Origin of the sequence: Streptomyces sp. NBC_01476, assembly GCF_036227265.1 — a bacterium.
Lineage (GTDB): Bacteria > Actinomycetota > Actinomycetes > Streptomycetales > Streptomycetaceae > Actinacidiphila.
Window position 1 is genome coordinate 3364400 of the sequence record NZ_CP109446.1, and the last position, 23269, is coordinate 3387668.

Here is a 23269-nt window from a genome sequence, read left to right on the forward strand (position 1 = left end):
CGGACGGGTGAACCGGTAGTCACACAGTCGCTTTCCGTGCCAGTACGGAGCGTGTCCGGCGGCGATTCGGCAGCGGTTCGGCGGCCATCCCGCTTCGGCGCGTCCGCACCCGTGTCCTTGGCGGTGCTCCCGGTGTTTACAGGGTTTTGCCGGGTGCACCGGGGGCTTCGGTGGCCGCTCGCGGCTGCGGCGGCCACCGACCGTGATCGCCGGGAGGTTACTCGCTGTGGCCGTGCACCCGCGCCATCCACTCGCCGGGCTTGGCGATCTCCGCCTTGGTGGGCAGGGTGTTCGGCGAGGTCCAGACCCGGTTGAAGCCGTCCATGCCGACCTCCTCCACCACCGCGCGCACGAAGCGCTCGCCGTCCCGGTACTGCCGCATCTTCGCGTCGAGCCCGAGCAGCTTGCGCAGCGCCTGGTCCAGGCGGCCCGCGCCGCTGGCCCGGCGCTGGGTGAACTTCTCCCGGATCTCCGCGACGCTCGGGACGACCTGGGGTCCGACGCCGTCCATCACGTAGTCCGCATGGCCCTCCAGCAGCGACATCACCGCCGTCATCCGGCCGAGGATCTCCCGCTGGGTCGGGGTCTGCACCAGGTCAACCAGGCTGCGCCCGTCGTCGGCCGAGTCGTCCTTCTCCCCGCCCGCGTTCCCGCCGGTGAAGGACTGCACGGCCTGCCGCACCCGCTCGATCAGCGTGCCGGGGTCCAGTTCGGTCTCGCCGAGGAACGACTGGATCTCGCCCTCGATGTGGTCCCGCAGCCACGGCACGGCGGAGAACTGGGTGCGGTGGGTCTCCTCGTGCAGGCAGACCCAGAGCCGGAAGTCGTGCGGGTCGACGTCGAGTTCACGCTCGACGTGCACGATGTTCGGCGCGACCAGCAGCAGCCGGCCCGCCTTGGCCTCCCCGGGGCCGGGCTTCACTGGTCCCGCGGGCAGCTCCCGGGTCGGCGGCGCGAAGGTCTCGTACTGCCCCAGCACCCGGGAGGACAGAAAGCTCAGCAGCATCCCGACCTCGACGCCGGTCACCTTGCCGCCGACGGTGCCGAGCACCGCGCCGCCGGCGCCGCCCGGCCGGCGGGCCTGCATCTTGCCGAGCAGCGGCTTCATCACCTCGCGGAAGCCCGCCACGTTCGCCCGTACCCAGCCGGGGCGGTCCACGATCAGCACAGGGGTGCCGTGCGGCGGTGGCTCGGCGTCCCCGAACATCCGGGTGTACTCGCGGACGTGGGCCTCCGACTCCTGTGCGTACCGCCGCAACTCGGCCACGATCGCCCGCGCCTCGTCCCGGCTCACCTCAGGACCCGGCCGGGTCAGCCGCGTCGCGGTCGCCACGGCGAGGTTCCAGTCGACCATCTCGCTTCCACCGATGCTCGTCATGCCTTCACGGTACGTTGCCGGTCCCCCTTTGGGGGTTCCACCCACGTCATCGGGCCGCGGGATCGGCGTTTTTCTGCGTTCCGGTCTCCCCGCCGGCCCCGCGTGGCCCGGGTGTGGCCCCGGGTGGCCCCGCTACCGGGTCAGCGCCGCGGCCAGGGCGTCCAGCGCGGTCTGGGCGGCGGTGGCGTCCGGGGCGTCCTGCGTCATGAAGGAGAAGGTGAGCAGCCGGCCGCCGGCGGTGACGGTGGTGCCGGCGATGGTGTTGGTGCCGGTGAGGGTGCCGGTCTTGGCGTGGACGACGCCGGCGCCCGGGGAGGCGTGGAAGCGGGCGCTGAGGGTGCCGGTGAAGGCGGCCACCGGCAGGCCGGTGACGATCGCGCGCAGTTCCGGGTGGGCCGGGGAGGCGGCCAGCGCGAGGATCCGGGCCAGGGTGACGGGGGCGAGCCGGTCGGCGTGGTCCAGGCCGCTGCCGTCGTTGAAGTCGGCGCCGTCGAGCGGCACACCGTAGCGGACCAGGGCGGCCCGGATCGCCTTCGCGCCGCCGGCGAAGTTCGCCGGCAGGCCGGCCGCGCGGGCGGCCTGCCGGGCCAGGGCCTCGGCGAGGTCGTTGTCGCTGTTGGTGAGCATCTGCTCCACCAGGTCGGAGAGCGCCGCGGATTGGTGGACCGCCAGCTGCGTACCGCCGGCGCCCCTGCCCGGCGCCGGCTCACCCTTCACGGTGATACCGCGCTTGCCGAGCAGCGCCTCGAAGCTGTCCGCGGCCGCCGCGGCCGGGTCCTCCGCGCGGGGCGCAGGGCCGCTGCCGCTCCGGTCGAGCCGGCCCTCGCGCACCATCAGGGCGGTGACCGGGGCGAGGTTGTCGTTGCGCCCGATCGGGTGGAGTGCGGGGGCGGCGAAGAAGGAGGTGTCGTACCCGAGGGTCACCGTGGTCTCGCCTCTGGCCTTGAGCGCCTTGGCGGTGTCGGTGGCGAGGCCGTCCAGTTGCAGGGTGGGGTCGCCGCCGCCGACCAGCACGATCCGGCCGGAGGCGGTGGTGACCACATCGGTGGTGAGGCGGTGGTCGGGCCCGAGGGCGCCGAGCGCGGCCACCGCGGTGGCGAGCTTGGTGGTGGAGGCCGGGGTGGAGACGGTGGTGGCCCGGTGGTCGTAGAGCAGGCGGCCGGTGGCGACGTCCACCACCGCTCCGGTCCGCACGGTGCCGAGGCCGGGCGCGGCCATCAGCGGGTCGAGGCGGCCGGACAGCGCGGGGGTGGGGGCGTTCCCGGGGGTGTCCCCGGCGGCGTTCCCGGCACCGTTACCGGCCGCGGGGGCGGTGGCGGTCCCGGTGCCGGCCGCGTGGGTGGGGGCGGGAAAGGGGACCGGTACGAGGACGGGCGCGGCGGCGGGCGGCTGGGGTACCGGCCGCACGGCCTGCACCGGGTGCGCCGCCAGGTCCATCTGCCGGTCCCGGGCGACGGCGAAGGACCGTTCCGCCGTACGCTGGCCTGACTCCCACGGGCCGGCCGCGGCCACCGCCCCGGCAGCCACTGCCAGACCTATCGCGGCCGACCCCGCCACGATCTGCCACGTCCTGCCGAGCGGCACCGACGACCAGCCCCTTTCGCGACCACCCACTTGCGTGGGAGACACTTAATCACCCGCACTGTGCGCTGATCATGGAGGAGTAGGGCCTTGGAGTTCGACGTCACGATCGAGATCCCGAAGGGTTCCCGGAACAAGTACGAGGTGGACCACGAGACCGGTCGTATCCGCCTGGACCGCCGGCTCTTCACCTCGACCAGCTACCCGGCCGACTACGGCTTCGTCGAGAACACCCTCGGCGAGGACGGCGACCCGCTGGACGCGCTGGTCATCCTGGACGAGCCGACCTTCCCCGGCTGCCTCATCACCTGCCGCGCGATCGGCATGTTCCGTATGACCGACGAGGCCGGCGGCGACGACAAGGTCCTGTGCGTGCCCGCCTCCGACCCCCGGGTCGAGCACCTGCGCGACATCCACCACGTCAGCGAGTTCGACCGGCTGGAGATCCAGCACTTCTTCGAGGTCTACAAGGACCTGGAGCCCGGCAAGTCCGTCGAGGGTGCGGACTGGGTCGGCCGCGCCGAGGCCGAGGCGGAGATCGAGGAGTCCTTCCGCCGCCTGAAGGAAAAGGGCACGGGTCACTGACCCTCCGGGTCGAGTGTCCCCCAGGGCGGCCGGGTCCATCCCGGCCGCCCTTCTCGCTGCCCGGCGGCGTGCCCGGCGGCGTGCCCGGCTCCGCACACCCGACTCCGCACACCCGAGTCCGCACGCCCGACTCCGCATGGCCGGGCTCCGCATGGCCAGGTTCCGCACGCCCGGCCGTCCACGCAGGACCCGGCCTCAGGTCAGGAGCGGCTGCTGGGCCGGGGCCGGGCAGATCCGGTGCCCCTCGTGGTTGAAGACGTAGAGGTGCGCCAGGTCCACCAGCAGCGGTACCCGGTCGCCGCGCCGGACCCGGATGTCCGGGCCGGTGCGGACCACCAGGTCGCCGGTCTGGGTCTCCGGCGGCCCCGCCGGGCGGTCCATCACGCCGACCGGGGTCCGGCCGGGCGGCTGCGCGGGCTTCGGCGGCACGCCGCCGGGGGTCCGGTCGCGCTCCATCACCGACGCCTGGAGCCGCCTGGCCGCTTTCTGCGCCAGCTTGCCGAGGCCGTTGCCGCCCGCGGCGGCCCGCCGGTTGCCGGCCCGGGTGCCGGTCCCGCCGGCCGGCCGCGGCGCCTCCAGCTCCGGTACGAACGCCGGCCGCGATCCGGTGTTGAGGTGGACCAGGCACTCGTGGCCCTGGTACTCGACGTGCTCGACGATCCCGCTGAGCACCACCTCGCCGGCGTGCGCCTGGCTGGGCTGCGCGATCCGTACCGCCTCCGAGCGCAGGCCCACGATGATCCGGCGGCCCTGCTGGATGCGGAGCATCTGGTGGTCGTAGCTGAGCGGCTCGGGCAGCCCGAGGCGCTGCCGGCCGAAGTCGATCCACATGCCGCCGGTGAGCGGGGCGATCACGGTGGCCTGGAGCAGGTTGATCCGCGGGGTGCCGACGAAGGCGGCGACGAAGACGTTCTCCGGCAGGTGGTACGCCTCCCGCGGGCTGCTGATCTGCTGCAGGACGCCGCTGCGCATGATCGCCACCCGGTCGCCGAGCGACATCGCCTCGGCCTGGTCGTGGGTGACGTAGACGGTGGTGACGCCCATGCCGTGGGTGAGGCGGGCGATCTCGGCGCGCAGGTGCGCCCGCAGCTTCGCGTCCAGGTTGGAGAGCGGCTCGTCCATCAGGAAGACCGAGGGGTGGCGGGAGATCGCCCGGCCCATGGCGACGCGCTGCCGCTCACCGCCGGAGAGCTGCCCGGGGTAGCGGTCCAGGATCTCCTCGATGCCGAGGATGCGGGCGGTCTCGTCGACCCGCGGGCCGTGCTCCGCGCCGGGCATCTCGAAGCGCAGCGGGAAGCCGATGTTCTCCCGGCTGGTCATGCTCGGGTACAGGGCGAAGTTCTGGAAGACCATCGCCATCCTGCGGTCGCCGGGGGCCAGGTCGTTGGAGTACTCCCCGTCCAGCAGCAGCTCGCCGGTGGTGATGTCCTCCAGCCCGGCGATCATCCGCAGCACGGTCGATTTGCCGCAGCCCGAGGGGCCGAGCAGCACCAGGAACTCGCCGGGCGCGATGTCGAGCGAGAACCTGTCCACGGCCGGTGACGGCTGTTTCGGGTAGTACTTGGAGACTTCGTGCAAGGTGATGGCGCGTGTCATAACGGGAGCCGCCAGGGTGGTCGGACGCGGTGACGGGGCACGTGGGGGGAGTGTGACTTCTGCTGCTTTGCGTGCTGACATTGCCGATGGTGCCGATGGTGCGTGACGTGCATGATGTGCCGGACTTGCTCGGCTTGCTGGTGATGCCGCTGCTCTTGTGGAACTTGCGGTAGTGCGTGCGTGACGCTGCGGCGAAGGTAGTGCACCACCGGCCGGTTGCGGAACGCTTGTATCAACACCGGATTGATAGTTTTGGACCGTGATGAACATCGCGCTCGGCCCGAGCTGGCTCGACCCCGACCACCTGATCAACACATACGGTCTGTGGGGCGTGCTGCTGATCGTCTTCGCCGAGTCCGGACTGCTGATCGGTTTCTTCCTGCCGGGCGACTCGCTGCTGTTCACGACGGGGCTGCTCGTCGCGTCCGGCACGCTGCACCAGCCGCTGGCCGTGGTGGCGGCGCTGATCGCGGTCGCGGCGGTGGCGGGCGAGCAGGTCGGCTATCTCTTCGGCCGCAAGGTGGGCCCCTCGCTCTTCCGGCGGCCCGAGTCCCGGCTGTTCAAGATGGAGAACATCGAGAAGGCGCACGCGTTCTTCGAGCACCACGGGCCGAAGGCGATCGTGATGGCCTGTTTCGTACCGGTGGTGCGGACCTTCACGCCGATCGTGGCCGGCGTCAGCCGGATGCACTACCGCACCTTCCTCACCTTCAACCTCATCGGCGGCACGATGTGGGGCGCCGGGGTGACGCTGCTGGGCTACTGGCTCGGGCAGATCCAGGTCGTCCGCGACAACATCGAGGCGATGCTGGTCCTGGTGGTGCTGGTCTCGGTCGTGCCGCTGGCCATCGAGTACCTGCGCTCGCGGGGCAAGGCGAAGAAGGCCCCGGCCGCGGCAACCGCCCGGGCGGCGGCCGACCCCGCCGACGGGCCGGCCGAACTGCTGGCGCCGACGCCGCGGGGCGGGCGGCACCGGGCACAGAAGCGCTGACGCTTTGAGCAGCACGGGTACCGGCCAGGGACCGGGGCCGGGGCCGCTGCCCGGCGGCGAGCCGGGCAGCGCGTTCACCCCTCCCGAGGGCATTCCGCAGGTCGTGCTGCCGCCCGACGACGCCCGCTGGCAGGACCGGATGCGGGCGATGATCCGGCTGCCCGCGACCGAGCGCCCCTCCCCCGACCTTCCTCTGGAGCGCGGCGAGTCCGGGTACACCGTGCCGGCGCCCCGGGTGCTCGACCTGACGCTGCGGATCGGCGAGCTGCTGCTGGCCGGCGGCGAGGGCGCCGAGGACGTGGAGGCGGCGATGTTCGGCGTCGCCTACGCGTACGGCCTGGGCCGGGTGGAGCCCACCGTCACCTTCACCCTGCTGGGGATCTCCTACCAGCCCTCGCTCACCGAGCCGCCGCTGACCATGAGCCGCACGGTGCGCAGGCGCGGCTCCGACTACACCCGGCTGGCGGCGGTCTTCGCGCTGGTCGGGGCGGTGACCGCACACGAGGTGACGCTGGAGGAGGCGTACCGGCGGCTGGCCGGCATCCGCCGCAACCGGCACCCGTACGACAGCTGGGCGCTGACCGCCGCGGCCGGGCTGCTGGCGGGGGCGGCGAGCATCCTGGTCGGCGGCAGTCCGATCATCTTCGTGGCGGCGGCGCTGGCCGCGATGCTCGGCGACCGGCTGGCGTGGCTGCTGGCCGGGCGCGGGCTGCCGGAGTTCTACCAGTTCGCCGCGGCCGCGATGCCGGCCGCCGCGATGGGCGTGGTGGTGGACCGCTACGGGCACTGGATCCCGGGCGCGACCGGGGTGCAGTCCTCCGCGGTGATCACCGGCGGGCTCTTCGCGCTGCTGCCCGGCCGGGCGCTGGTCGCCGCCGTCCAGGACGGCCTGACCGGCTTCTACATCACCGCCGCCGCCCGGCTGCTGGAGGTGATCTATCTGATCGTGGGGATCGTCGTCGGGGTGACGCTGATCCTCTACGTCGGAGTGACGCTCGGCGCCGACCTCGACCCGGACCAGACCCTGCGGGCGTACGACCACCCGTGGGTGCAGTTGGTCGCCGCGATGGTCCTCACCCTGGCGTTCGCGGTGCTGCTCCAGTGCGAGCGGAGCGTGCTGCTGCTGGCCACCCTCAACGGCGGGGTGGCCTGGACCGTCTACGGCGTGCTGCACCAGCAGGCGGGCGGCAACCAGGTGGCGTCCACCGCCGCCGCGGCCGGACTGGTCGGGCTCTTCGGCCAACTGATGGCGCGTTACCGGTATGTGTCGGTGCTGCCGTACGTCACCGCGGCGATCGGCCCGCTGCTGCCGGGCTCCGCCACCTACTTCGGGCTGCTCGCGGTCACCCAGCACCACCGCGACCAGGGGCTGACCCAGCTCACCAAGGCCGCCGCGCTGGCGATGGCCATCGCGATCGGCGTCAACCTCGGCAACGAGATCGCCCGCCTGGCCCTCAAGACGCTGCCCGCCGCCCGCCCCCGCAAGGCCGCCAAACGCACCCGCGGTTTCTGACCGCCGCAACCGCCCACCGTGGAACCCCCGTAGAACCCCCCGCCGCGGGGAAGGATCCCCGGCGACGATCTGCGGGCCGCCCGATATGCCCGTATGGTCACCGTACGGTTCTGATCCCCGCCGGGAGGCACCCGCATGTCCCTGCACAAAGGCTCCGGCAGTCCGCGCGAGATCGCGGTCAACCCGTTCTTCGGGGCCGCCGACCCGGTGGGCGGGATGAACACCGCGCCTCCGAAGCACCGGCTCCCGGACGGGCCCATGACGCCGTCCGCCGCCTATCAGCTGGTGCACGACGAGCTGATGCTCGACGGCAACTCCCGGCTGAACCTCGCCACCTTCGTCACCACCTGGATGGAACCGCAGGCCGGCATCCTGATGGCGGAGTGCGTCGACAAGAACATGATCGACAAGGACGAGTACCCGCGGACCGCGGAACTGGAGCGGCGCTGCGTGTCCATCCTCGCCGACCTGTGGAACGCCCCCGACCCGAGCGCGACCGTCGGCTGCTCCACCACCGGCTCCTCCGAGGCGTGCATGCTCGCCGGGATGGCGCTCAAGCGGCGCTGGGCCAACCGCACCCCGGCCTATCCGGCCACCGCCCGGCCGAACCTGGTGATGGGCGCGAACGTGCAGGTGTGCTGGGAGAAGTTCTGCGCCTTCTGGGAAGTCGAAGCGCGGATGGCGCCCATGACCGAGGACCGGCTGCACCTGGACGCGGAGTCCGCGCTGGCGCTCTGCGACGAGAACACCATCGGGGTGGTGGCCATCCTCGGCTCCACCTTCGACGGGTCCTACGAACCGGTCGCCGAGATCTGCGCGGCGCTCGACGCGTACGAGGAGCGGACCGGCCACCACATCCCGGTGCACGTCGACGCGGCCTCCGGCGGCATGATCGCGCCCTTCCTCGACCCGGACCTGGTCTGGGACTTCCGGCTGCCGCGGGTGGCGTCGATCAACACCTCGGGCCACAAGTACGGTCTGGTCTACCCCGGGGTCGGCTGGGCGCTGTGGCGGGACACCGAGGCGCTGCCGGAGGAGCTGGTCTTCCGGGTCAACTACCTCGGCGGCGACATGCCGACCTTCGCGCTCAACTTCTCCCGGCCCGGCGCTCAGGTGGTGGCGCAGTACTACACGTTCCTGCGGCTCGGCTTCGACGGTTACCGCGCGGTGCAGCAGAACGGCCGGGACGTGGCGATGTCGCTCGCCCGGCGGCTGGCCGAGCTGGACGACTTCCGGCTGGTCAGCAAGGGCGACCAGCTGCCGGTGTTCGCCTTCACCACGACCGACGACGTGACGGCGTACGACGTCTTCGACGTCTCCCGGCGGCTGCGCGAACGCGGCTGGCTGGTGCCGGCGTACACCTATCCGGCCAACCGGCAGGACCTCGCGGTGCTGCGGATCGTCTGCCGCAACGGCTTCTCCCAGGACCTGGCCGATCTGCTGATGGACGACCTGGGCCGGCTGCTGCCCGAACTGCGGCGCCAGACCCATCCGTTGAACCGGCCGGAGAACGTGGCGACCGCCTTCCACCACTGAACTACGCCCACCTCCACCCACGCGAAGAGGAGTCCAGCATGGCCGAGCACACCTACCGGGTCACCGAGATCGTCGGCACCTCGCAGGAGGGCATCGACGCCGCCGTCCGCAACGGCATCCACCGGGCCGCGCAGACCCTGCGCGGCCTGGACTGGTTCGAGATCACCCAGGTCCGCGGGCACATCGTGGACGGCGAGGTGGACCACTACCAGGTGGGTCTGAAGGTCGGCTTCCGGCTGGAGGACACCCAGTAGCCTCCGGCGGTCCCCCGCTCGCGGCGGCGCTCCGGCGCCGCCGCGGCCCCACCGACCCGCCACCGCTGGGCCGGACGGGTGATCTTCGGCCGATGGGCTGGACCGGACGGGTCACGCCCGGTCGCGTGATCCGACGATGCGTCAAATCCTTTTGTCGTAATGGTGGGCATTCCACCGGACGCGTCCGCACCGCCGTCCGGCCGCCCGCGTGTGGACGCCGTCGCTTTCCCGGGAGCCCGTCATGAGCCAGCAGGACCCCCCTTCGCAACCTCCGCCGCCCGGTTCGAAGCCCCCGGGGCCGACCGGGCCGACCCCCACGGGCCCCACTCCCGCGCACACCCCGCCCGGCGGCCGGCACCCGCACCACGACGAGACCCGTACCGCCTGGGCGGCGGGCGGCACCGCCTTCGCCGGCACGCTGCTGCTGATCGCCGGCATCCTGGCGATCCTGGAAGGCATCGCCGGCATCTCCCGGGACGTCGTCTACGTCGTCACCCACGGCTCCTACACGTACAAGTTCAACGCCCGCGCCTGGGGCTGGATCCACCTCGTCATCGGCGTCATCGCGTTCCTGGTCGGCTACGGGGTGCTGCGCGGCGCCGAGTGGGCCCGCTGGACCGGCATCCTGATCGCCGGTCTGAGCATGATCGCCAATTTCATCTTCCTGCCGTACCAGCCCGTCTGGGCGGTGATCCTGATCGCCATCGACATCTTCGTGATCTGGTCCCTGGCCACGTACGGCCGTACAGGGCACCGCAGGACAGCGGCCGGTGGTGCGCTGTGATGACGAGCCTGGCGAACCTGGGGGACAGCGGGGACATCGCGCTGATCCCGACCCTGGACCAACTGCGCCGCTGCTCGGTGGCGGTCGACATCGGCGCCGCCCGTACCCGCGTGTACCTGCGCGGCGGCGGCCTGGTGGTGGACGAGCCGAGCGTCGCGGCGGTGGACGTGCGCACCGGCGCGCTGATCGCGGTCGGCGCCCGCGCCGAGATGATGGCAGGCCGCACCCCCGCCCACATCCGGGTGGCCCGCCCGGTGGCCGGCGGCGCGGTGGTCGACATCGCCATGGCCCAGCGGATGCTGCGGCACGTGCTGGGCGACAAGCTGGGCCGCCGCTGGCTGCGGCTGTCGGTGCTCCGCGGCATGCCGGTGATGCGGGCGGCGATCTGCCTGCCGCACGGCAGCGAGCCGATCGCCCGCCGGGCCGCCGTCGAGACGCTCTACGGACTCGGCGCGCGCCGGGTCGAGATGGTGGACACCCTGATCGCCGCCGCGGTCGGCTGCGGACTGCCGGTGGAGAACCCCGAGGCCACCATGGTGGTGGTCTGCGGCGCCGGTACCACCCAGGTCGCGGTGCTGTCACTGGGGTCGATCGTGTCCGCCGAGACCGTACCCGTCGGCGGCGACGCCATCGACCGGGCGGTGGTGGAACACCTGCGCAACCGCCACGAACTGATGCTGCCCAGCCAGTCGGTCCGCCCGCTGCACCAGATGCTCGGCGGCCCCGCCTCCGGCGGCACCGAGACCACCGAGGTGCACGGCCGGGACGTCATCAGCGGCCTGGCGCGCTCGGTGCTGGTGGAGACCGAGGGCGTACGGCACGCCATGCGCACCCCGCTCACCTCGGTGCTGGACGCGATCACCACCGTGCTGCGGCACTGCCCGCCGGATCTGGTGGCCGACCTCGCCGACCGCGGCATCATGCTGGCCGGCGGCAGCGCGAAGATGCCAGGACTCGACCTGATGCTGCGGCAGGCAACCGGGATGCCGGTGCACATCGCGCCGAACCCGGACACGGTCGCCGTACGCGGCCTCGGCGCGATGATCGAGGGCAAGGTACGGCCGATGCCGATGGACCCGCTGGCCACGCGGTAACCCGACCCCGCAGGAAAAGCCCCGCCGCCGGGGCCTTTCCGTCATCTTCGGCTGGCATCATGCGCGCGTGACGAACGAGGCGGGTCTTGAACGGCGGCTGGGTGTGGGCGACGCGGTGGTCGTCGGGCTCGGGGCGATGGTGGGAGCGGGGGTCTTCGCGGCCTTCGGCCCGGCGGCCCGGGCGGCGGGCAGCGGACTGCTCGCCGCGCTGGCGCTCGCCGCGGTGGTGGCCTACTGCAACGCGACCTCCTCGGCGCGGCTGGCCGCCCGCCACCCTCAGTCGGGCGGCACCTACGTCTACGGGCGCGAGCGGCTCGGCCCCTTCTGGGGCTACCTCGCCGGGTGGAGCTTCGTGGCCGGCAAGACCGCGTCCTGCGCGGCGATGGCGCTCACCGTCGGGCAGTACGTGTGGCCGCACGAGCGGCAGGCGGTGGCGGCGGCCGCGGTGGTGGCGCTGACCGCGGTCAACTGCCTCGGAGTGCGCAAGGCGGCCTGGCTGACCCGGCTGATCGTCGCGGTGACACTCGCGGTGCTGGTCGCGGCGGTCAGCGTCTGCCTGTCCTCGCGGGGGGCCTCGGCCGGGCGGCTCACCTGGGGCGACGTCTCCGGGCGCGGGCTGCTGCAGGCCGCCGGGCTGCTCTTCTTCGCCTTCGCCGGGTACGCCCGGATCGCCACCCTCGGCGAGGAGGTGAAGTCGCCGGCCAGGACCATCCCGCGGGCGATCCCCCTCGCCCTCGGCATCACGCTCGCGGTGTACGCGGCGGTGGCGGTCGCACTGCTGGTGGTGCTGGGTCCCGGCCGGCTGGCCGGTTCTGCGGCGCCGGTCGCCGACGCGGTACGGGCCGCGGGCGTTCCCGGCCTCGCGCCGGTGGTCCGCTGCGGCGCCGCGGTCGCCGCCCTCGGCTCGCTGCTCGCCCTCGTCCTCGGGGTCTCCCGGACGGTGCTGGCGATGGCGCGGGACCGGCACTTCCCGGCCGCGCTGGCGGCCGTGCACCGCGGCACCCCGGTGCGCGCCGAACTCGCGGTCGGCGCGGTCGTCCTCCTCCTGACGCTCCTCACCGACCTCAGGGGCGCCATCGGTTTCTCCTCCTTCGGGGTGCTGCTCTACTACGCCATCGCCAACGCGAGCGCCCTGCGGCTGGCCCCGGCCGAGGGCCGTCCCCCGCCGGCCGTCCCGGTGCTGGGCCTGGCCGGCTGCGCGGTGCTCGCGGTCAGCCTGCCGTGGGCCGCGGTGGCCGCAGGCGCGGGGGTGGTGGGCGCGGGGGCGCTGCTTTACCTGCGGCCCCTTTACCTGCGGCCCCGGGGGTGACGCGCCGGGCGCCCGGTCAGGGGCGGTGGAAGGTGGCCTCGTCCGCGGCGGAGTGGCCGTGCCGCCAGCCCTCGGGGTCGCGGCCCTTGAGCCGGGAGGTGGTGGTCGAGGGGAAGAGGCGCTTGGTCTCGGTCCGCACCGCGAGGTCCCGCGATGCGAGGACGGGCAGCAGGCCGGGAGCGCCGTACCCGGCTGTCTCCTCGGCCGCGGCGGCGGTGAGGCGTTCACGGATCCGGGCGGCGTAGGCGATCAGGAAGGACTCGCGGAAGTCGCGGGAGCGGGAGGCGCCGCGGTGCAGGGCGCGGTCGGCCTGGACGAGCAGCGAGGTGTAGAGGAGTTCGACCGCGTCGAGGTCGGTGGCGTGGCCGACGACGGTGGAGAAGCCGAAGTCGGCGGACCAGACGGACTGGCAGCGGTTCGCCTCGGCGACGGCGTCCAGCAGCAGCGCCTTGGCGCCTTCGTAGGGGCGGTCCACGCCGATCCGGCGGGCGCCGGGGCCGCCGGCCGATCCTCCGGCGACCAGTGCCTCGTCGATGCTGTGCCGGGCCATCAGGTGCTGGGCCTTCGCGGACAGCGCCTCGGCCTCCTCGGGGAAGCCGGTGGACTCCGCCTTGGCCAGCAGGGCGCGGATCCGCCCGAGCGCCTTGCTCTCCGTGTCCGTGCGGGGGGTGTCCCGCGGCGCGGCGAGCGCGGTGATCCGGGGCAGGCGCCCGTACAGGCACAGCACGTCGACGGCGAGGACGGCGGCGGAGAACCGGTCGAGCCGTTCGCGCGTGGCGAACGCGGCGAGGTCGTCGGCGGTGCGGGGGGCGCCGCGGGCGCCGCCGGGGAGTGCGGTGGCGGCCCGGCGGTGCCGGGCGGTCAGCTCCCGGTCCACCATCCGCAGCAGGTCCGGCTCGGCCCAGCCGCGGGCGGCGCACTCCCGCAGAACCCGCCGGGCGGTTTCCCCGGCGACCCCGCTCCACGCGTCGCCGCTGGCGGCGAGCACGGAGGCGGCTGTGTCGACCTCGGCCTCCGCGCCGCCTGCCGCGAGGGCCTTTCCGTACGCCGCGTCGAATGCGTCCACGGACCCATTCTCCCGCCGGCCGGCCCGTGGCCCCCCGCCCTCCACCACGCGCAACCCCCTCCCGGCCGAACGGGCCCGGCCCGGGGGACTGCTCGTTCGTTGCCGGGTGCGGCCCCGTCTATGGCTGGTCGCGCAGTTCCCCGCGCCCCTTCGGGGCTCGTGTCCGCTCGGGCAGAGGAACCTGCGCCCCGAAAGGGGCGCGAGGAACTGCGCGAGCAACCACAACGCGCCCCCACCCGGCACCGCACCCCCCGGGTGGGGGGTTAGCCCCGCAGGGACTCTCCCTGGGCCACTTCGATCGACCCGTGGAGCTGGTGAGCCGCCTCCACCGCACACCCCGCAGAAAGCGCAACGCAAGAGACAAGCACCGCCGAAATCACCCGCGGCGCCCGCACCCCCACCCGCGGCGGCGTGAGAAGCGCCGCCACCCGCCGCGGCACCGGCCCCGCCGTCGCCGAGAGCGCCGCCGCACTCGGCCGCGTCGCGGCCAGCGCCGCCCGCCCGATCGCCCGCGCCGCCACCCGCCGGTCACCGACCGCCGCCGCCGCGCTCTCGTCGGCCCAGCGCTCCAACGCGAAGGAGAGCGGCGAACTCAGCACCCGCAGCGCCGGATGGCACGCGCACGCCACCGCCAGCGCGGTCAGAAAAAGGTGATGGCGACCGGCGAGATGCGCCCGCTCATGCGCGAGCAGCGCCTCCCGCTCGGCCGGATCCAGCGCGCGCAGCATCCCGCTGGTGACCACGATCCGCCCGGGCCGCCCGGGCAGCGCGTACGCGTCCGCCACCGCGTCGGGCAGCACCGTCAGGTCACCCGCGGCCGTACCGGTCGCCGCGGCGGCCCGCCGGGCCCTGGCCGGTTCGACGACGTGCCGCCGCAAGGTGCGCAGCAGCGCGACCACGACCACCGCGAGCAGCCCGGCAGCCACGCAGGCCGCCGGTACGGTCACCTGGTCGCCGACCACCGGCAGGACCAGGTGGCCGAGCGCGGCGACCGGCGGCAGCCGGAGCGCTCCCGCCCCGGCCAGCAGCGCCAGCGCCGCCGTACTGCACGCGGCCAGCGCGCCCGCCGAGGCGGCGAGGAGCCACGCGGCGGCCCGCGGCGGCAGCGCCTCGGCCAGCCTGCGGGCGGCGGGAGCGGCCGGCAGCGGCAACAGCAGCGGCACCCAGACGATGAGGTTCACCCGGCCTCCCCCTCACACCGCACGCCCGCCCCGCCCCCGGAAAACTCCCGCACTCCCAGCGACGGGCCAACAAAGCCCGCCCCGCCCACCCAAGCCCCCGCGACCCGACCCCCGCCCCCGGAAAACTCCCGCGGCGACGGGCCGACGAAGCCACCCGCCCCACCCATCCAAGCCCCCGCGACCCGACCCCCGCCCCCGAAAAGCACCCGCACGCCCGCGGTCATGACGCCTCCCCCGTACCGCGCGGGGACGGGGCAGGGCGCGGGGGTGGGGGGACGTCCTCGGGGGGATCCGCCTCGCGCAGCAGCTCGCGGAGCACCGCCTCGTCGGACGGGTCGAGGCCGGAGACGAAGCGGGCCAGCACCGTACCGCGGTCGTCCGACGCGGACTTGTCGAGTTCGGTGCGCATCCGGCGGGCGGCGAGCCCCGGGGAGTCCTGGACCGGCAGATAGGCGTAGCCGCGCCCGGACCGGGTGCGGCTGACCGTGCCCTTCTCGTGCAGACGGGCGAGGATGGTGGTCACGGTGGTCCGCGCCAGATCGGTGCCGAGGTCGCGCTGGACGTCGGCCGGGGTGAGCGCGCGGCCGCCGGCCGCCCAGAGAGCGGCGAGCACGCTCGCCTCCAGTTCGCCCGCCGGACGGCGACCCGCGCCGCCGTCCGGCCCCGTAAGGTCCGGCATGGATCGCCCCTTCCCGCTCAGTCGCCTACAGTTCTGTAGACCGACTACACCACTGTAGTCATGCAGGGAGCCTCGCCGCGGCCCCTGGACCCATTATGAGAGGGCCTCACCGTCATGCCCCTTCCGATGTTCGACCAGGCCGTGAACGTCCTGGACGCGACCTCCCTGCTCTCCTCCTTCGGCGCCATCGGCATCGCGGTCGTGATGTTCGCCGAGACCGGTCTGCTGATCGGGTTCTTCCTGCCCGGCGACTCGCTGCTCTTCACCGCGGGCCTGCTGAGCGTCTCGGGCGCGTCCGACGTAGTGCACCTCTCGCTGTGGCAGGTGCTGATCGCGTCACTGGCGGGCGCGCTGCTCGGGGCGCAGGCCGGTTACCTGATCGGACGCAGGGGCGGAACGGCGCTGCTGGCCAGGAGCCGCAACCGCAAGCTGCACCAGGGCGCGGAGCGGGCGGCGGAACTGCTGGAGCGTTACGGCCACGCCAAGGCCGTCGTACTGGGCCGCTTCATCCCGGTGGTCCGCACGGTGCTCAACCCGCTGGCCGGCGCGCTGAACGTGCCGGCCCGCACCTTCGCGCTCTGGCAGGTCATCGGCGGCGCGGTGTGGACGGTCGGCCTGGTGCTCGGCGGATACGCGCTCGGCTCGTCGATCCCGCACGTGGACACCTACCTGCTGCCGATCGTGGCGCTGATCGTCGTGGTGTCGCTGGCGCCGCTGGCCGTCGAGGTGTGGCGGGGCCGCAAGCAGGAACGGTCCGGCACGGAGCAGCCGGCGGAGCGGGAGCCGGCGCCCGAGCGGCTCTGAGGGCCCCGGCTGCCCCCGGTCGGGCTTCGGTCGGCCCCCACGGCCGGCCCCCACGGCCGGGCGGCGGTCACCGCCGCGGATACCGCGCGTCGACCTCCGCCCGGCGGGCGGCCTGCTCCGCGGTCAGCGTCCCGCGCAGGGCGGCCAGCTGGAGCAGCGCGGCCTCCGCGCCGGAAGCGAGCGTCTGGGCCTGTGCCCGGTAGTGGTCGGTGACCACCGCGTCCGCCTCTGCCTGGTTCATCGCCGGGGTGATCCGGCCGGCGATCCGCGCCATGTCCCGGTACGACCCCTGGAGCAGGAACGGCGGCCCGGTCCTGGACTCGTCCGCCCGGGCGGCGGAGGCGATGTAGGCGGCGTTGACGGCGAGCAGGGTGCCGCGGGCGCGCAGCAGATGGCGCAGCACGGTGAGCACGCGGGTCCGGTCCCCGGCCGGGACGGGGTGTTGGAGGTCGTCCGGGCGGGCGGTGGGATCACCCTCGGCGAGCCGGATCAGGAGTTCCAGGTCGCCGCGGTCCCGGCCCGCCAGCGGGGCGAGGGTGTCGTTGGCGGTGAGCGCGTTCTCCAGATAGCTGAGGGCGAAGAGGTCCTCGCGGCCGGTGAGGACGTCGCCGAGGTTCCAGACGTCGGCCCGGCCGGCGAGCATGTCGGGGACCCGGAAGAGCCGGCCCGACTCGGTGTACGGGTTGCCGGACATGCAGACGGCGAAGCGTTTGCCGCGCAGGTCGTAGGGGCCGCGGGCGCCCTCGATCCGGCGCTGGGCGTCGCAGAGCGGGATGAACTTCTGCAGCAGTTCAGGGGAGGTGTGCTGGATGTCGTCCAGGTGCAGCAGCACATTGGAGCCGAGGCTGAGCGCGAGGTCGATCTTCTCCAGTTCGCGGCGGGCGGCGGCGTCCGGGGCGCGGTCCGGGTCGAGCGAGGTGACCGAACCGCCGAGCGCCGGGCCGGAGACACCGACCAGGGCCAGGCCGAGGCGGGCGGCGACGTATTCCATCAGCGAGGTCTTGCCGTATCCCGGGGGTGACATCAGCATCAACAGGCCCCCGGGGGCGCCGAACTGCTTGGCGAGGCTGTCGCCGACCAGCGGCAGGTACACCTCGTCGAGCAGCCGGTTGCGGACAAAGCCGCCGACCGGACGCGGGCGGTAGGCCGCCAGGCGCAGGCGGTCGCTCTCCGCGGCCACCAGGGCGGCGCGCTGCCGCTGGTAGGCGCGGTATGCGGGCACGTCGTGGTCGCGGAAGCGGCCGACCCGGGCGAGGAGTTCGTCCAGCCGGAGCGGCAACCGCCCGCCGGTGACGCGGGGGTGGGCGCCGAGCAGCCCGTCGACGGTCGTGGCGACCCGCGCCTCCGGCCGCCGGTAGCGCAGGAGTTGGGCGCCGCAGACCAGTCCGGCGACGGCTTCGGCGCGGTCGCCCGGGTCGGCCGGGAAGCCGCCCAGCCAGGCCGCGGCCAGTTGCCACCGGGCGCCCACGTCCGCCCCCAGCGCCTCCAGATCGGCGGCGAACTCCTTGTACGGCACCCCTTCGGGGCCGCCGAGCGCCGCGGTGAACTCCTCCCGGAGTGCCTCGGCGCCCGGCCCCACGACGAAGCCGGTCTCCCCGTCGGCGAGTTCGGCCACCAGGTAGGCGCCGACCGGTCCGCCGCTGGGCAGTCCGGCCCGGTCCAGATACGTCTCGGCCGCCGCGCTGATCTCCGCGGCGAGCGCGGCGGTCCCGGCGTGGCCCTGCCCGAGCGTGGCCGCCGCCCGGGCCAGTGAGCGGGCCCGCGTCCCCCAAAGGGCCCAGGCGGCCGGGTCCGCGCCGTAGGTCCAGAACACCTGGGCCGCCGCCCGCACCTCGGAGGGGTGCCGCAACAACCCGGCCCCGGCGGCCAGTTCGGCCAGCGCGGCAAGGATGCGTACGGCGTCACGGTCGTGCACCCCGCGCTCGTACCCCTCGGCGGGGCGGGCCGCGATCGCCTCCCGCACAACCTCGCTCAGCGACCCGCGGTCCACGGTCGCGCTCGCCGTTCCCTCCGCCGCGCCGTCCACGGTCCCGCGCACCGCGCCGTCCAGCAGCAGGCAGCCCGCCAGGTACTCCGCCCGGTAGAGGCCGGGCGACTCGGAGATCAACGGGCGGGACCAGAAGGGCCGGGTGGCGGCGAACTCCGCCTCCGCCACCGGGCGGAGGTAGTCCGTGCCGGTGACCGTGAAGGCCATCGCGTCGCCGTGGGGCACGAGGGCGAGGCCGAGCGGCTGCGGGTTGACGGCGAAGCGGTGGGCGCCCAGCCGGATGGCGGTGCCGCCGGCCTCGTAGAGGTCGAGGTGGTCGCGCAGGGTGCGGTCGGCGTCCTGGCGGGCGGCGGCGAGGGCCGCGGTGAGTTCCGCGGCGCGTGCGGCCTGCCCGAGCGCGCCCAGCTCGCCGGTCAGACGGCGGTGTTCGGCGACAAGGGGATCGGCGGCGAAGAAGGCGTTGACGTCGTCGGGGGTGGCAAGGGCGGCGGCCCGGCGCCGGACGCTGTCAAGAACGCGAGCCGCGGACGCCGTCAACCGCTCGACGTGCTCGGCGCGTTGGTCGGCGAGCGCCTGCTTGCGGGTGGTGAGGACGTGGTGGATCTCCTCGCGCCGGGCGTCCAGCGCGGCGACGCGTTCCGGTGCGCCGGCGAACCGGGTGGTCAGGTTCTCCACCTGGACGAGCAGCCGGGCCAGTTCCTCCTCGCACCGCTCCGGTGAGTCCGCCGCGGCCGGCACCCCGGTGAGGTCCTGCGCCAACAAGGCGCTCTCCGCGGCGAATTCGGCCGCGGACTCGACGCCGAACAGCTCGCGCCGCCGGGTGTCGAGCACGGCCCGGGCATGGTTCACCGAGCCCAGGACGTCCGCGGCCAGTTCCAGGATCCGGGTCCGTACGGTGGCGTCGGCGATCCGCAGGGTGCCGGCGGTGCCGGTGACGGTGGTGAGGCCGGCGGCCTGCTCGTCCAGCGCGGCGGCCAGCGGCTCCGCGGCGGCGGAGGTGGTGATCTCGGCCGCCTCGGCGGCGGTGGCGGCGACCCGGGCCCGGTAGCCGTCGAAGGCGCGCTCGTCGGCGAAGCAGGCGGCGGCCCGGGCGGTCGCGGCCTCCGTCTCCCGGGCCAGCTCGGCCTCCAGGGCGTCGAGTCGGTCCTGGTCCGCGTGGCGCACGTCCCGCAGCGTCACCAGCCGGCCGTGGGCGCGGCGCAGCTCGGTGAGCCGGGCCACCCAGGCGTCGGCGGGGTCGTCGTCGGACGCCTCGCCGCGGATGCGCCGGCCCAGCGCGGTGACCGCCCGTGCGGCTTCTTCGACGGAGGCGGCCGCCCGGGCGGTGGCGTCCCGCACCCGGGCGTACTCCGCGAGCACCTGCCGTCCGGTGTCGCGGACCTCGGTGAGCGGGCCGGCGAGGTTCCCGGTGCCGGGGTCGGCGAGCCAGTGGTGGCGGTCCAGCACGCGTTCCGCGGCGGCGACCAGCGCCTCGTGGACGGCCGCCGCCGGCTCGGGCGCCAGCGCGCTGCGGGCCACCGACAGGGCGTCGGCCACCGCCCGTACCAGGTCGGGGTTGCCGATCCGTTCCAGCGGTCCGTCGCCGACCGGCTGGGCGGCGGCGCAGGTGTCGGCCAGGAAGGGGCTCCGCCAGCGCTGGAGGGTGTGCACGCGGGCGGGTTCCGCGCCGTCCGCCGGGCGCAGGACGAGCAGCGTGCCGTCCTCGTAGAGCGCGCAGCCCTGGACGTGCATCGGGGCTCCTGCCTCCTCACGGATCAGGTTGTACGGCAGCAGCAGGCGCCCGCCGGCCGCGGCGTGGAAGACGTACAGCACGTCCTCACCGTTGGCCGACCGCACCAGCCGCTCGAACTCCAGCCCGCCGCCGAGGACTTCGACACCGAGGTCGAAGGTGCGGATGCCGCCGGCGGCGAGCGCGCAGCCGCCCGGGAAGACCACACCCTGCTCGTCGGGGAGCCGCAGGCAGACCTGTGCGAGCGCGTCGATCCGCTCCACCCGCCCGGTACGGGTGTTGACCACGAAGTGGCGGTCGGTGTCCTCGTGGTAGGGCCGCACCCGCAGCAGCACAAGCGGTCCGGCGACGGCGTACGCGGCCTGCGCGTCGGCGAGTGACTGCAGCGCGTCCTCGACCGGCTCCTCGTAACCGGTCTCGCCGGTGCGGATGCGCAGCGTCCCGCCGGTGGTGGTCAGTTGTACGGTGCCGCCGTCCGCGCCGGTCACCGCGATGTGCGGCCGCCGCCCGGGGACGACGTGCTCGCGGGCGACCGGCAGCCAGGTGACGACGCCGGCTCCCGGCGCCGGGTCCGCCTCCCGGCGCGCGCCCTCGTAGGAGCAGGCACCGTCCCGGCCGACCCGCCAGCCGAGCGCCCGGACGTCCGCCGGCGCGGGGCCGGTACGGAAGACGGCGAGCAGGCGGCCTTCCTCGACGCGCAGCCGCAGCACCCGGGTCTCGCGGTAGTAGCGGTACAACTCACCGAAGTCGCGGACGAATTGGGGATCGTCCAGCAGGCCGTGCGGCTCCGGGAGGCCGGCGGCTCCTCCCGGCGCCGGCCGGAGCCGGAAGACGTCGGAGACGTCGGTGACCGCTGCCGGGTTGGCGGCGAAGAGCAGCCACGGGCCGACCGGCGCCACGTCGGCGGGCAGCGACGGCCGCTCGGTACGGAGCCGTTCGGTCCCGTCGAGCCGCAGCTGCGCCGACCCGAAGACCCGCTGCCGCTCCCGGTTCAGCGCCTCGGCCCGCTTCGCCAGCTCCCTGGCGGCGCCGCCCAGCCGGGCCCGCAGTACGTCGTAGACGTCCGCGTCCACTCGTACCTCCGGCTCACCCCCGGCGCCGCCCGGGGCGGGCGGCGCCGGGGTGTCGTGCTCGGCGGTCACGTGGTCACGAGTCCGTTCGCCATGCCGCTGAGCGGCGGCTGCGCGGGCGGGACGGGCTGGGTGTCGGGGCCGGTGAGGCGGGAGAGCAGGCTGGCCAGGCCGGCGCTGTTGTTGGCGCCCAGCGCGGCCAGGACGCGGGTGGCGTCCTCGGTGAAGCGGCCGGAGCCGTCCAGCCAGGGCGCCGCGAGGGCCTGGGCGGTCTCGGAACTGGCGACGAAGGAGTCGACGGTGCGGCCCGCGCTGACCGCGTTCAGCAGCCGGTCGAAGAAGACCGACTCACCGCCGACGATGCTGATGTCCGCCTTCTCCAGGCCGGTGGCCAGCACGGTGGCCTGCGCCTCGGCGATCTGCCGCTGGGCGTCGAGTCCGGCCAGCCGGATGTCCTTCTCCGCGGCGAGCCGCAGCCGGTACTCCTCGTGGCCGCGAGAGGCGTCGTCCAGGGCGGCCATCGCGGCGGCCTTCTCGGTGAGTCCCGCGGCCTCCGCCTTCAGCTTCTCGCCGATCATCGCGGCCTCCGCGGTGGCCTGCGCCGCGGTCCCCTCGGCGGCGGCGAGCGCGAGCAGCCGCGCCCCCTCGGCCTCGGCGCCGAGCCGGGCCGCGGTGGCCGCCGCCTCGGCGGCGCCCACCTTGCTGATCGCCTCGGCGCCGCGTTCGCGCACTTCGACCTCGGCGAGCCCCGCTGCCGCGGCTTCGGCCCGCAGGCCCTCGGCGAGCCGGATCTTCGCCTCGGCGTCCATCTCGGAGGTGCGCTTGCGGGCCTCGGCGAGCGTCAGCGACTCGCGGGCCTTGTGCTGGGCGGCCTGTTCCGCAGCCTCCGCCGCCTTGATGTCCTTGACCAGCTTCTCCTGGGCCTGGGCCTCGGCGGTGATGACCAGGGCCTGCCGTTCGCGCTCGGCCTCCTGGACGAGCCGCAAGTGCTTGATCGACTCCTCCTGTTCCGCGACCGTACGGTCCACCGCGATGCGTTCGCGGACCACGTCGGCGACCTCGCGGCGCTCGCCCTCGACCTCCTTCTCCTTGGAGATGCGGGCGAGTTCGGTCTCCCGCTCGCGGGCGATGACCTCCAGCACGCGGTCCTTCTCGATGCGTTCGCTCTCCACCGCGATGACGCGTTCGCGGTTCTTCTGGGCGACCGCGATCTCACGGGCCTGGTTCTCCCGCTGGACGCCCAGCGCCTCCTCGGTGTGGAGGAACGCGCCCTGGGAGCCCAGCCGTTCCTCCTCCTGGACCCGGGAGGTGGCAGCCTCCTCGCGGGCCCGCAGCGTCTCGACCTCCCGGCGCTGCTTGATCTCGGCCTCGGCCTGCCGGCGTTCCAGCTCCAGGATGGTCTCGCGGGCCTCGACGTTCTGCCGGGTGAGTTCCTTCTGCTCGGTACGCTGCGACTCGTTGGTCCGTACGTGCTCGATCGCGGTCAGCTCGGTGATCTTCCGGATGCCCTGCGCGTCCAGGATGTTGGCCGGGTCGAGCTGGGTGAGCGGGGTCTGCTCCAGGAAGTCGATCGCACAGTCCTCCAGGTGGTAACCGTTGAGGTCGGTGCCGATGACCTGGATGATCCGGTCCCGGAAGCTCTCCCGGTGGGTGTAGAGGTCGACGAAGTCCAGTTGCTTGCCGACCGTCTTGAGCGCCTCGGAGAACTTCGCGCTGAACAGTGCCTGCAACGTCTCCTGGTGGCTGGCCCGTTCGGTGCCGATCGCCTGCGCGACCTTGACCACGTCCTCCTTGGTCTTGTTGACCCGGACGAAGAAGGTGAGGTGGATGTCGGCGCGGATGTTGTCCTGGCAGATCAGGCCCTCGCGGCCGGTGCGCTGGATCTCGATGGTCTTCACCGAGATGTCCATCAGCTCGGCGTTGTGCAGGACCGGCAGGACGACGGCGCCGGTGAAGGTGACGTCCACCTGCCTGGTCTTGGAGACGATCAGCGCCTGGCCCTGCTCGACCTTGCGGAAGAGCCGGCTGACGGTGAAGAGCACTCCGAGTGCGATGAGGGCGAGAACGGCGACGAGTACGCCGATCCCGATGGCGGTGGCATCCATGGCGGGTCCTCGGACGAAGCGGGTGTG

Annotated in this window: 16 protein-coding genes and 1 pseudogene; 9 read left to right on the top strand and 8 right to left on the bottom strand. The window is 73.9% G+C overall.

The features are described 5' to 3' along the window. Positions 1–217: 217 nt before the first annotated feature. Together OG552_RS14965 and dacB are read right to left on the bottom strand one after the other, a co-directional pair. Positions 218–1378 (bottom strand): zinc-dependent metalloprotease, encoded by a 1161-nt coding sequence (locus OG552_RS14965; RefSeq protein ID WP_329133103.1) that lies wholly within the window; start codon positions 1376–1378, stop codon positions 218–220. 132 nt (positions 1379–1510) lie between these two features. After that, on the bottom strand, positions 1511–2962 hold the full coding sequence (dacB, locus tag OG552_RS14970) for a D-alanyl-D-alanine carboxypeptidase/D-alanyl-D-alanine endopeptidase (protein ID WP_329133104.1): 1452 nt from the start codon (positions 2960–2962) through the stop codon (positions 1511–1513). An 87-nt stretch (positions 2963–3049) separates the two neighbouring features. Here dacB and OG552_RS14975 point away from each other — a divergent pair, with 87 nt between their 5' ends. Beyond that, entirely contained in the window at positions 3050–3544 is a 495-nt protein-coding gene (locus tag OG552_RS14975) for an inorganic diphosphatase (RefSeq protein ID WP_329133106.1), read from the top strand. 195 nt (positions 3545–3739) lie between these two features. Here OG552_RS14975 and OG552_RS14980 read toward each other — a convergent pair whose 3' ends face one another. Next, positions 3740–5140, bottom strand: a complete 1401-nt coding sequence (locus OG552_RS14980; protein WP_329133108.1) for an ABC transporter ATP-binding protein — start codon at positions 5138–5140, stop codon at positions 3740–3742. A 262-nt stretch (positions 5141–5402) separates the two neighbouring features. Here OG552_RS14980 and OG552_RS14985 point away from each other — a divergent pair, with 262 nt between their 5' ends. The 7 genes and pseudogenes from OG552_RS14985 to OG552_RS15015 all read left to right on the top strand — a co-directional run bounded on the left by OG552_RS14985 (position 5403) and on the right by OG552_RS15015 (position 12621). Next, positions 5403–6131, top strand: a complete 729-nt coding sequence (locus tag OG552_RS14985; RefSeq protein WP_329140834.1) for a DedA family protein — start codon at positions 5403–5405, stop codon at positions 6129–6131. Continuing rightward, positions 6025–7644: pseudogene (locus OG552_RS14990) on the top strand (threonine/serine ThrE exporter family protein); the annotation flags it as partial. The gene OG552_RS14985 and the pseudogene OG552_RS14990, both read left to right, overlap by 107 nt. Before the next feature lie 135 nt (positions 7645–7779). Then, positions 7780–9180, top strand: a complete 1401-nt coding sequence (locus OG552_RS14995) for a glutamate decarboxylase (protein WP_329133111.1) — start codon at positions 7780–7782, stop codon at positions 9178–9180. A gap of 38 nt (positions 9181–9218) precedes the next feature. Beyond that, a complete protein-coding gene (locus tag OG552_RS15000) occupies positions 9219–9434 on the top strand; it encodes a dodecin (protein WP_329133113.1) in 216 nt (71 codons plus the stop codon). A gap of 241 nt (positions 9435–9675) precedes the next feature. Next, positions 9676–10218 carry a DUF7144 family membrane protein gene (locus OG552_RS15005; RefSeq protein WP_329133115.1) on the top strand — a complete coding sequence of 181 codons (543 nt, stop codon included), beginning with the start codon at positions 9676–9678 and terminating at the stop codon, positions 10216–10218. Further along, positions 10218–11312, top strand: a complete 1095-nt coding sequence (locus OG552_RS15010) for a rod shape-determining protein (protein ID WP_443070937.1) — start codon at positions 10218–10220, stop codon at positions 11310–11312. The genes OG552_RS15005 and OG552_RS15010 overlap by 1 nt, the downstream gene beginning before the upstream one ends. A gap of 67 nt (positions 11313–11379) precedes the next feature. Beyond that, positions 11380–12621, top strand: a complete 1242-nt coding sequence (locus OG552_RS15015; RefSeq protein ID WP_329133117.1) for an APC family permease — start codon at positions 11380–11382, stop codon at positions 12619–12621. Positions 12622–12637: 16 nt separating this feature from the next. Here OG552_RS15015 and OG552_RS15020 read toward each other — a convergent pair whose 3' ends face one another. From OG552_RS15020 to OG552_RS15030, 3 genes are all read right to left on the bottom strand, one after another. Continuing rightward, complete coding sequence (locus tag OG552_RS15020) at positions 12638–13687, bottom strand: DUF2786 domain-containing protein (protein ID WP_329133119.1); 1050 nt, start codon at positions 13685–13687, stop codon at positions 12638–12640. A 263-nt stretch (positions 13688–13950) separates the two neighbouring features. Further along, positions 13951–14868 (bottom strand): M56 family metallopeptidase, encoded by a 918-nt coding sequence (locus OG552_RS15025; RefSeq protein WP_329133121.1) that lies wholly within the window; start codon positions 14866–14868, stop codon positions 13951–13953. Positions 14869–15088: 220 nt separating this feature from the next. Next, on the bottom strand, positions 15089–15547 hold the full coding sequence (locus tag OG552_RS15030) for a BlaI/MecI/CopY family transcriptional regulator (RefSeq protein ID WP_329133123.1): 459 nt from the start codon (positions 15545–15547) through the stop codon (positions 15089–15091). A gap of 114 nt (positions 15548–15661) precedes the next feature. Between OG552_RS15030 and OG552_RS15035 the strand changes: the two genes are divergently transcribed. After that, positions 15662–16351, top strand: a complete 690-nt coding sequence (locus OG552_RS15035; RefSeq protein WP_329133124.1) for a DedA family protein — start codon at positions 15662–15664, stop codon at positions 16349–16351. Between the two features lie 67 nt (positions 16352–16418). Here the strand turns inward: OG552_RS15035 and OG552_RS15040 are convergent, their stop codons facing one another. Then, positions 16419–21209: a DNA repair ATPase gene (locus tag OG552_RS15040; protein WP_329133126.1), complete on the bottom strand. Its 4791-nt coding sequence runs from the start codon at positions 21207–21209 to the stop codon at positions 16419–16421. Then, positions 21206–23242 carry a flotillin family protein gene (locus OG552_RS15045; RefSeq protein ID WP_329133128.1) on the bottom strand — a complete coding sequence of 679 codons (2037 nt, stop codon included), beginning with the start codon at positions 23240–23242 and terminating at the stop codon, positions 21206–21208. The genes OG552_RS15040 and OG552_RS15045 overlap by 4 nt, the downstream gene beginning before the upstream one ends. Between the last annotated feature and the right edge of the window lie 27 nt (positions 23243–23269).

Excerpts from the sequence above, each read along its gene's own strand:
- OG552_RS14965 (WP_329133103.1), bottom strand. The coding sequence starts at position 1,378 with ATGACGAGCATCGGTGGAAGCGAGATGGTCGACTGGAACCTCGCCGTG.
- OG552_RS14980 (WP_329133108.1), bottom strand. The coding sequence starts at position 5,140 with ATGACACGCGCCATCACCTTGCACGAAGTCTCCAAGTACTACCCGAAA.
- OG552_RS14985 (WP_329140834.1), top strand. The coding sequence starts at position 5,403 with ATGAACATCGCGCTCGGCCCGAGCTGGCTCGACCCCGACCACCTGATC.
- OG552_RS14995 (WP_329133111.1), top strand. The coding sequence starts at position 7,780 with ATGTCCCTGCACAAAGGCTCCGGCAGTCCGCGCGAGATCGCGGTCAAC.
- OG552_RS15000 (WP_329133113.1), top strand. The coding sequence starts at position 9,219 with ATGGCCGAGCACACCTACCGGGTCACCGAGATCGTCGGCACCTCGCAG.
- OG552_RS15005 (WP_329133115.1), top strand. The coding sequence starts at position 9,676 with ATGAGCCAGCAGGACCCCCCTTCGCAACCTCCGCCGCCCGGTTCGAAG.
- OG552_RS15010 (WP_443070937.1), top strand. The coding sequence starts at position 10,218 with ATGACGAGCCTGGCGAACCTGGGGGACAGCGGGGACATCGCGCTGATC.
- OG552_RS15030 (WP_329133123.1), bottom strand. The coding sequence starts at position 15,547 with ATGCCGGACCTTACGGGGCCGGACGGCGGCGCGGGTCGCCGTCCGGCG.
- OG552_RS15035 (WP_329133124.1), top strand. The coding sequence starts at position 15,662 with ATGCCCCTTCCGATGTTCGACCAGGCCGTGAACGTCCTGGACGCGACC.
- OG552_RS15045 (WP_329133128.1), bottom strand. The coding sequence starts at position 23,242 with ATGGATGCCACCGCCATCGGGATCGGCGTACTCGTCGCCGTTCTCGCC.